An 8,663-nucleotide genomic window follows, 5' to 3' on the forward strand; every position below is an offset into this window, starting at 1 on the left:
AATCAAAGGTACTTTTACCTCTCATTTCACTCATTCGCCCACTTTTAGCCAATTCAAAGGTACTTTTACCTCTCCTTTCCCTCAGTCGCCCACTTCTGGCCAATTCGAAGGTACTTTTACCTTTCATTTCACTTAGACGCTCACTTCTGACACGCTCCCTATTTACACCAATCCCTCACAGTTTCACCAGCCAAACGAACCTCATCTTTCCTCTTTTCAGCCTTATCATCTTTCCACTTCTCAGCCTTATCCTCAACATGAAAATAACATCTCTATCATTAATCGACCAAAATATACCATTATTATCTGCATTTATCAGCTGGATGGAACCCGCTTTTCCCGTGCTATGACCAGCGCAGCCCGCATTTATAAATATCTCTCATTTATTTTTCCCTAGGGAAACTTTTTTGTTGCCAAGACAAATTTATTTACGTATACTACTATTGTGGCAGACTACAAGAATCTATCCCTAGTGCACAATATATACTTATATACTTAATTCTAAATATGAAAGTAGGGGATGTTATGGCTGGAACTGTTATTCCATTATCTGAGGCAGTAAACGGCAGCAAGCTGGTGATCAGCGGCATAGAAGTGCAGGGCGTGCTGCGGAGAAGGCTGCTCGATCTCGGATTTGTCGTTGGCAATGCTGTAGAGGTGCTGCGGCGCAGCCCGCTGGGTGACCCTACGGCATTCCGTGTAAGCAACACAACCATTGCACTGCGGCGGGAAGAAAGTGAACTGATTTACGGAACTTTGATTGGAGGTGGAGACGAATGAATCAATATACTGTGGCTTTTGCCGGCAACCCCAATACGGGGAAAAGCACGCTGTTCAATCTTCTGACAGGACTGCGTCAGCACACAGGCAACTGGGCAGGCAAAACTGTCATTACCGCCGAAGGCGAATTTACCCACAATAAGCATACTTACCGCGCAGTTGATCTTCCTGGCACCTACTCGCTGTACTCCAACTCCGCCGACGAAGAGGCGGCCAGAGATTACATTATCTTCGAGGAACCCGATGTGACGTTAGTGGTTCTCGACGCGACTTCGCTGGAGCGCAACCTCAACCTAGCCCTGCAGGTGCTGGAGATTACCGGACGGGCCGTGATCTGTGTCAACCTGATCGATGAAGCCCGGAGACTCGGCATCGACATCAACTTGAAGGCGATTTCAAAACGGCTGGGTGTTCCGGTTGCAGCTATTTCTGCCCGGGGCAAAATCGGCATTGAAGCTCTTCTGGATCAGATTGAGCGTGTGGCCACCGGTGCTTTTACGGCGCAGCCGCTCCGCATCAGCTATAGCGACGAAATTGAACAGGGCATCGCCGAGCTTATCCCCATGGTTGAACAGATTGTTGGCTCAAGATATCCGGCGCGTTGGATTGCCCTGCGTCTATTGGATGGTGATGACAGCCTGCTCCATTCGCTTAAGACCCACATGGGACGCAAAAATATTATCGGAACAAAGGAGGTTGTGGGCCATGGAGTCACCGCATGTCATTAAAGGAACGGACGCCATGGATTCCCTGCTCTCGGCAGCGAAGAAGCTGGCTGACAAAGGTGGAATTCGGGATGAAATTGTCAGTGGAATTTACGGGGTTTCGGCCGATATTTGCCGGGATGCCGTCACCTACAAGGACCAGAAGAAACTCGCCAGCACCTATAAACTGGACAGTATCGTCACCTCCAAAATCTGGGGTTTCCCCATTATGCTCGCCGGCCTCGGCCTCGTGTTCTGGATTACCATTGCGGGCGCCAATTATCCTTCGGGCTGGCTCGCTTCTTTCTTTGGCTGGATTGAAGGCTATCTGACTTCAGGTTTTGAGGCTGTGAACGCACCGGCCTGGCTGCATGGCGTACTCGTGCTGGGGCTGTACCGCGGAACCTCCTGGGTCATCAGTGTCATGCTGCCGCCCATGATGATTTTTTTCCCGGTGTTTGCGCTGCTGGAGAATTTCGGCTATCTGCCGCGCGTGGCCTTTAACATGGACCGGTTGTTCAAAAAATCCGGCGGCCACGGCAAGCAGGCCCTGACCATGTCAATGGGCTTCGGCTGCAATGCCGCCGCCATTCTCTCCACCCGCATTATCGAATCGCCCCGTGAACGGATGCTGGCCATTCTAACCAATAACTTCGTACCCTGCAACGGGCGCTGGCCTACGCTGATTCTGCTCTCGTCCTTGTTCATGGTCGGCGGGGCCGCAGCGGGCGCGCTGCGCACTTTATCGACAGCCCTGGTGCTGATGGGCATTGTCCTGATCGGCATCATCGTCACCTTGACTGTCTCCTGGGTGATGTCCAAGACCGCGCTGCGCGGAGTGCCAACACACTACACGCTGGAGCTTCCGCCATACCGCCGTCCGCAGATTTGGAAAACCATACTGATCTCCTCCAAAGAAAAATCCCTGAACGTGCTGACCCGGGCAATCGTGGTCGCTGCGCCTGCCGGGATTCTCACCTGGATACTGGGCAATGTGATGGTCGGAGGAGACAGCGTACTCAACCATATGGCTGCTTTTTTTGATCCCTTTGCGAATTTGCTTGGGCTGGACGGCTTCATTATTATGGCCTTTATTCTGGGGCTCCCTGCCAATGAAATCGTGCTGCCGATCCTGCTCATGGGCTATATGTCCTCCGGCGCAATGGTGGATATCGATGGACTTGGCGGCATTAAGGATATTTTCCTGAGTCATGGCTGGACCTGGCTGACCGCGCTGAATATGATGCTGTTCTCCCTGCTCCACTATCCATGCGGCACCACGCTAATCAATATTTACAAAGAAACGCGCAGTATGAAGTGGGCGGTGCTCTCAGCCGTCATTCCGCTCGGGATTGCCATTGCTGTAACCTTTGCCGTTGCCCAGGCAGCCCGGTTGTTCGGCTGGGTGTGATGCCAGTCTTGTGATCCGGCCGGAAAACGGCCACTCCCAAAAAACCAGATAAGTACAGAACAAAAAAACTCCTTCACAGCCTAAACCGTGGAGGAGTTTTTGCCTTTGCCTTATTCTAGAAGAAGCTTATTTCGCAGCCTTGGCAGCAGCCAAAATAGCTTTCAGGTAGCCTTGGGTATCTACCAGAGTGGCTCCGCTGACAGCGTCAACCATCTGTTCTTTGCTCTTTGCAGCCAGTGTAGCTTCAAGCGATTTGATCGTTTTGCCTGTTGCAAATTTCTCAATAGCAGCCATGTTCTTGTCATAGGAAACCGTGGATTTGGCTTCTTCTTTCATATGTTCGCTATAGTATTTGGCATTGGCTTTCTTCGAAGCCAGAACCATTGCAGGATCTTTGTAATTCTGTCCGAAATCCTTGTCAGAGTTAGGCACTCCCGTTGCCACATCCGAACCCAGGAATTGATAGTCATCCAGCGAAGCGGCAACGATAACGCCATTCTGGACTACGGCAACTGCCACAGTGAAGCATTTCGTGCCATGAGCGGCTGCTTCGACCCGTCCAACCTTAAGCGGTGCGCTGGCAGCTGAAGATATATTGCTCAGAACGCCGCTGCTGCCTACGCCGACTACAGCCAGCGAGATGCCAGCTGCCAATAATAATTTTGTTACTTTTTTCACAACCATTCCCCCAGTCGATTAATAAAAACGCTTACATACTATATGTACCAATTTCCGGGCCGGATCGTCAGTTACAAATGTTACTAAGAAAATGTAAATAAACGGAACACAGACCACAGCGGATGTTTGCCAGACAATAGAGCATATAATCCACAACAAGAATAAGCCAGCCGGATAATCCGGCCAGCCAGTTTATTGCAACAAAAGGACGGTTCCTTTTGCCGTATTATTTTTTTGCATTAAAACCATACGCCTGCATCAGCTTATCGAACACGGCAGTGTTCTCAAAGACTCCCGTAAAGAGCTGGGCGTTCTTGCCCATCGCTGTAACCGGAATATCCACCGCTGTATGTCCGGAGGTTGTCCAGTCGACTACAAAGCTTTCCTTGGAATTGGCGATCGCGAACGGACCGTCTTCTTTGGAGATGCCGTCTCCTGTTTCGTCCTCTGCATCTACCGGTTCGATGGACAGTCCCCCGGTTTCATGGTCAGCCAGCACCAGCACGAGCGTATCCGGATTCTTTTTGGCAAAATCCTTGGCTACCTGCACAGATGCATCCAGAGCCTGGCCGGATTTGATCGTCATTTTGGCATTATTTTCGTGGGCAAACTCATCCGTGCCTTCTTCCTCCACCATCAGGAAAAAGCCTTTTTGGTTGGCGGACAGGGTGTCGATGGCCTTCTTAGTCATTTCCGGCAGGGAGACTACAGGATTATAAATATCCCCTTTGCCTTCCTCATTCTGCTGGAACATTTCCTCGTTGGCGAACAGTCCGAGCAGCTTGCCGCCTTTGGCCTGCTTCAGGCCGTCTTTGGTCGACACATAGCTGTAACCCAGCTGCTTCGCTTTGGTGACCAGATTGCCCTGGGTTCCTTTGCTTTTCTCCGAAGGATCTTCTGCCGGGGCATCCGGGAACTTGCCTGCTTCGCCGGCCGGATACCAGAAATCCTCACCGCCGCCGAGCAGAACGTCCACCTTGCTCTTGGTCAGGAGCTGCAGTGCAATATCGCTTTGCTTGGAGCGGTCTTCCACATGTGCGCCAAAAGCTGCGCCCGTAGCATCTGTAATCTGGCTGGTAGTTACCACGCCAGTGGATTTGCCGGCTTCTTTGGCGTATTCCGCGATCGTTTTAACCGATTTTTTGTTGGCATCCATGCCGATGGCGCCATTATATGTCTTCACTCCGCTGGCATAAGCCGTGGCGGATGCTGCTGAATCTGTAACCGGTACTGTAGAGCTCGTATGTACCAGACCCGCATAGGGCATATCATCCATGGCCAGCTTGCCTTTTTCGCCTACAGTCGCCAGACGGATGGCATTGCGTGCTGCTGTTCCCATACCGTCCCCGACAAAAAGAATGACATTTTTCGTTTTTGCGGAAGCCGCCTCTGCCGGTTTGGCAGGCTGTGTGGCCACTACACTTGTAGCCAAAAGCGCCCCAGCCGCAGTTACAGTCAAAGCCGTCTTGAATCTATTCTTTTTCTGAGAATTCATATATACCCTCCTTAAGGTTAATTACTCCCTCATACTAGAGCAAATATGTTAAGGGGATATTTGGCGAATATCCGATTCATGTAAAACAACACAAAAACTATTCAGTGTTCGTAAAATCAACTGCCCGATGGAATGGGCATCGAGCCGGTGAAGTATCGTCATCCCGCAGATAATACTGCTTGTATTCAAGATTCCCCTCCGATCCGTACGGCTTCAATTCCGGATGGGCAGGGGCTGTGTCGTAAGCGGCCAGGCGGGCGCGGATTTGGGGAGCAGCCGCAGCTGCTTTTTGAGGATGTGCATTCCACCGGTTCAATACCCAGCGGGGTGTGAAAGCCAGCATAAAATAAGGGAAACTCCGGCTCTGCCGGGCTGTATGTGCCGGGGTGCCGCAATAGACAAAATACCGCTCGTCTTCATAACAGAACTCCCACAGCGCCTGTTCGGGATCTTCCGGAATGTCCCCCGGCCATGGCGTACTATCCGTACGGCTTACCTGGCTTAATAAGTCCCAGAATACCGCTTCATATTCCAAGACGTCTCTACCCTTCTCCTCCGCTTCAAAAAAGACAATCAGCGATGAGTAATCACCAAAAGAACGCGAACATTTACCATACTCAGCAATAATCTCCGCCAGCTTCCGCCCTGCTGATTCGTGCCAAGGATTAGGTGCAAAACCATAACGGAAATGGCCCAGCGTGAATGCTTGTGTGGCTGGAATGCAGGGAAACCGGACTTTCCGGTCATTCATCCTGGAAGCAAACAGGCGGCAGGCCTCCTTCTTCCACACTTCCAGAGGAAGCCCTTCATTCATGATCTCCGTATATTGAAGCAAAAGCGCCATGATCAGCCCTCCTTTTACCTACAGCATATCGCTTAGAGGCAAAAAGGTGACTGTCCAAGCAGCTTTCACTACAGGATAGGGTCCGTCCATGAATCAGCCGTAGTCCCGGAACTCCCCCGTGCACATTGCCCCCTCTTTACAGCTCCCGCGCAAGCGCCGCCAGACGGCGTACTCCTTCGCGCAGCACCCCTTCGCTGGCGAAGGAGTAGCTGAGGCGCAGCCAGGACTTCATCTCCCCCAGCGGATCAAAAATTTCACCCGGGACAAAAGAGATGGACTGCTCCATAGCGCGCGCAAACAGCGCAGACACAGAAATCGGCTCCGGCAGCTTCACCCAGAGATTCAGCCCGCCCTGCGGGGGCGTCCATTCCCACCCGGTGGCAGCCAGCTCCTCCTCCACGATCTCCTTATGCACCTGTAGCGCGATCCGCAGCTTCCCGAGATGCTGCTGCAGGCGCGGCGAGGTATAGTAGTGCAGAAAGATTTTCTGGTTCAAAATCGGCGTACCGTTATCCGCCAGCGATTTGGCGGTAATCAGCTGCTCCATGAACGGGTAGCGGCACCCCACGGCGCAGATCCGCAGGCCCGGAGCCACATATTTGCTGAAGCTGCTGATGTAGATTACCCAGCCTTCCGTATCATAGGCAAAAAACGGGGGCGGCGGCTCCTCCCCAAAAAACATGTCGCGGAACGGATCATCCTCCACGAGCAGACAGCGATAGCGCTCTGCCAGCTCAACCATGAGCTTGCGCTGCCGCGCCGGAACGGTGAACCCGGTAGGATTGTGATGCGTCGGGTTCATGTAGAACATCCGTGGCCGGTGCCTGCGCATCAGCTCCTCGACCTGCTGCAGATCATAACCCTCCGGAGTAATTTCCACCGGCATCAGCCGTGCTCCCAGACGCCGGAAAATATCCATAGCCACACTGTACGTCGGCCGCTCGACCAGTACCGTATCCATCGGCCCCAGCACAATGCCCGCGATCAGATTGATCGCCTGCTGAGCGCCCGAGGTTATCAGCAGCTCGCGCGGCGGCAGCTGCAGCCGGTGCTGCTCCCGGAAATGGCGGCTAAGGGTCCCGCGCAGTTCCTCATCTCCCTGGACGGAAGAGTATGTCCCCATAACTTTCGGATAGAGGTCGAACACTTTTTTGACATAGTCGGACAGGAACAGGTTGGGCAGCAGTCCCGGATCTATGAGCGCCTGTGAGAACTGGTAGCTGACCGGCATCCGTTGAATGTCGGACATGGGATTCGCCAGCATGTAGGAGGATATTGCTGCTCCGTCCCCTTCCGCAGACTCCCCCGCCGGGCTGCTGGCCGGAGACACGTAATAACCAGATTTATCTTTTACATACACTCTGCCGTCTTCAGTCAACTCCCTGTAAGCCTTGAACACCGTAAGCCTGTGAACCTCCAGTTCCTCAGCCAGCAGCCGGATGGACGGCAGCTTGTCATGCGCCTTCCACTCCCCGCGCTCCATACGGTTGTGCATATACTGGTATACCTGGCGGAACAGAGGATGGCTCTGTTCTGCACCTGCTGCTTTTTTCATTATAATTTGCCGCCCCTCTCCATAATGACCTGCCGAACAGCCACATCAACTAACTTCTCTTTGCCCTATTGTACAATATTTCACTCCCCATCTGTTCTGTCATCTGCAATCTGTTCTGTTCCGCTTCGGATATGATTAACCAAAACCTTTAGCCAACTGCCACACTACCACCACAAAGGGGAACTGAAACATGATTATGCTCGCTTACTCGCTCGTCTGTCTGATCTTTGGCACAACCTTCCTGGCTATTAAAATCGGCGTAGACGCCGGAACGCCTCCATTCTTCTCGGCGGGTCTGCGCTTTTTCGTTGCGGGTGCTGTACTCTTTCTCTTTATGGCCTGTAAAGGCAAAGCCAGCTTCCGCCTGCTCCTGCGCAAAGAAATGCTGTTCACCGGCGCTGCGCTGACCTTTGGAACCTTTTCCGCGCTCTACTGGGCCGAGCAATATGTCTCCTCAGGGCTTGCCGCGGTGCTGTCGGCTACCGGTCCAATGATGATTCTGCTGATGCAGACCGCATTTCTCCGGCAAAAAGCACCCTCCTATTCGCTGATCGGCTGCATCATCGGCTTCACCGGCGTACTGCTGCTTGTGCTGCCAAGCCTGGCAATTGATGTTTCTCCCCTGTGGATCATCGGCTGCGCTGTAGTGCTGATCGGAGAAGTATGTTATGCGGCGGGGGCGATCTATTCCAAAAAAGTAACCCGCACCTTCTCCGGCGAATCACCTGTTGCCCTGAATGCAGCACAGATGATGTACGGCGGCGCGCTGCTGTTCCTTCTGTCCCTGTTCACGGAAAACGTGCATCCCGGATTTCTGCTGTCGTTCCAGACAGCCGGTTCCCTGCTCTACCTGACAGTAGTCGGCTCCATGGTCGGGCACACGCTGTTCTACTGGCTGGTTGCAAAAACCAATCCTGTCTTTCCTTCTACGTGGCTGTACATCTCCCCGCCGATTGCGGTTGGCGTAGGCTTCCTGTTCTACGGGGAGGCTGTAACCTGGATCACTCTGCTCGGCGTGTTCACCATCATCACCGGCACCGTGCTTGTAAATGCAGGCGCACTGAAGCAGCTGCTGTTCAAACCGAAGCAGAACGCACCGGTGATGCAGTCGCCGGCAGCGGAAGCTTACCCGCAGAAGCAGATTCTGTAAAAGTAGTGGCTCGGCGCAAGGCCGTGGCGGGGCGGCTGGGCTCGGC

General features: G+C 52.9%; 8 protein-coding genes. 4 read left to right on the forward strand and 4 right to left on the reverse strand.

Annotation, left to right across the window (positions count from 1 at the left end; translation table 11 throughout):
* Nucleotides 1-525: 525 nt before the first annotated feature.
* Genes BLQ82_RS19525 through BLQ82_RS19535 form a run of 3 tightly spaced genes read left to right on the forward strand, consistent with a single transcriptional unit; the run spans nt 526 to nt 2,895 of the window.
* Nucleotides 526-780: a FeoA family protein gene (locus tag BLQ82_RS19525; RefSeq protein ID WP_062518941.1), complete on the forward strand. Its 255-nt coding sequence runs from the start codon at nt 526-528 to the stop codon at nt 778-780.
* A complete protein-coding gene (locus BLQ82_RS19530; protein ID WP_062518939.1) occupies nt 777-1,508 on the forward strand; it encodes a FeoB small GTPase domain-containing protein in 732 nt (243 codons plus the stop codon). Before BLQ82_RS19525 ends, BLQ82_RS19530 begins: the two co-directional genes overlap by 4 nt.
* Nucleotides 1,486-2,895, forward strand: a complete 1,410-nt coding sequence (locus BLQ82_RS19535) for a nucleoside recognition domain-containing protein (RefSeq protein ID WP_062518937.1) — start codon at nt 1,486-1,488, stop codon at nt 2,893-2,895. The genes BLQ82_RS19530 and BLQ82_RS19535 overlap by 23 nt, the downstream gene beginning before the upstream one ends.
* Nucleotides 2,896-3,021: 126 nt before the next feature.
* Here BLQ82_RS19535 and BLQ82_RS19540 read toward each other — a convergent pair whose 3' ends face one another.
* From BLQ82_RS19540 to BLQ82_RS19555, 4 genes are all read right to left on the reverse strand, one after another.
* Nucleotides 3,022-3,573: a hypothetical protein gene (locus BLQ82_RS19540; protein WP_062518935.1), complete on the reverse strand. Its 552-nt coding sequence runs from the start codon at nt 3,571-3,573 to the stop codon at nt 3,022-3,024.
* A 226-nt stretch (nt 3,574-3,799) separates the two neighbouring features.
* Nucleotides 3,800-5,068: an alkaline phosphatase gene (locus BLQ82_RS19545; RefSeq protein ID WP_062518933.1), complete on the reverse strand. Its 1,269-nt coding sequence runs from the start codon at nt 5,066-5,068 to the stop codon at nt 3,800-3,802.
* Between the two features lie 97 nt (nt 5,069-5,165).
* Entirely contained in the window at nt 5,166-5,912 is a 747-nt protein-coding gene (locus BLQ82_RS19550; RefSeq protein WP_062518931.1) for a YqcI/YcgG family protein, read from the reverse strand.
* A 136-nt stretch (nt 5,913-6,048) separates the two neighbouring features.
* Complete coding sequence (locus BLQ82_RS19555; RefSeq protein WP_062518929.1) at nt 6,049-7,467, reverse strand: aminotransferase-like domain-containing protein; 1,419 nt, start codon at nt 7,465-7,467, stop codon at nt 6,049-6,051.
* A 190-nt stretch (nt 7,468-7,657) separates the two neighbouring features.
* On the opposite strand from BLQ82_RS19555, the gene BLQ82_RS19560 reads away from it, so the two are divergent.
* Nucleotides 7,658-8,617, forward strand: a complete 960-nt coding sequence (locus BLQ82_RS19560; protein WP_062518927.1) for a DMT family transporter — start codon at nt 7,658-7,660, stop codon at nt 8,615-8,617.
* The last annotated feature ends 46 nt before the right edge of the window (nt 8,618-8,663 follow it).

The sequence above is a fragment of the Paenibacillus jilunlii genome (assembly GCF_900102965.1).
Classification (GTDB): domain Bacteria; phylum Bacillota; class Bacilli; order Paenibacillales; family Paenibacillaceae; genus Paenibacillus_AQ; species Paenibacillus_AQ jilunlii.

Excerpts from the sequence above, each read along its gene's own strand:
- BLQ82_RS19525 (WP_062518941.1), top strand. The coding sequence starts at position 526 with ATGGCTGGAACTGTTATTCCATTATCTGAGGCAGTAAACGGCAGCAAG.
- BLQ82_RS19530 (WP_062518939.1), top strand. The coding sequence starts at position 777 with ATGAATCAATATACTGTGGCTTTTGCCGGCAACCCCAATACGGGGAAA.
- BLQ82_RS19535 (WP_062518937.1), top strand. The coding sequence starts at position 1,486 with ATGGAGTCACCGCATGTCATTAAAGGAACGGACGCCATGGATTCCCTG.
- BLQ82_RS19545 (WP_062518933.1), bottom strand. The coding sequence starts at position 5,068 with ATGAATTCTCAGAAAAAGAATAGATTCAAGACGGCTTTGACTGTAACT.
- BLQ82_RS19550 (WP_062518931.1), bottom strand. The coding sequence starts at position 5,912 with ATGGCGCTTTTGCTTCAATATACGGAGATCATGAATGAAGGGCTTCCT.
- BLQ82_RS19555 (WP_062518929.1), bottom strand. The coding sequence starts at position 7,467 with ATGAAAAAAGCAGCAGGTGCAGAACAGAGCCATCCTCTGTTCCGCCAG.
- BLQ82_RS19560 (WP_062518927.1), top strand. The coding sequence starts at position 7,658 with ATGATTATGCTCGCTTACTCGCTCGTCTGTCTGATCTTTGGCACAACC.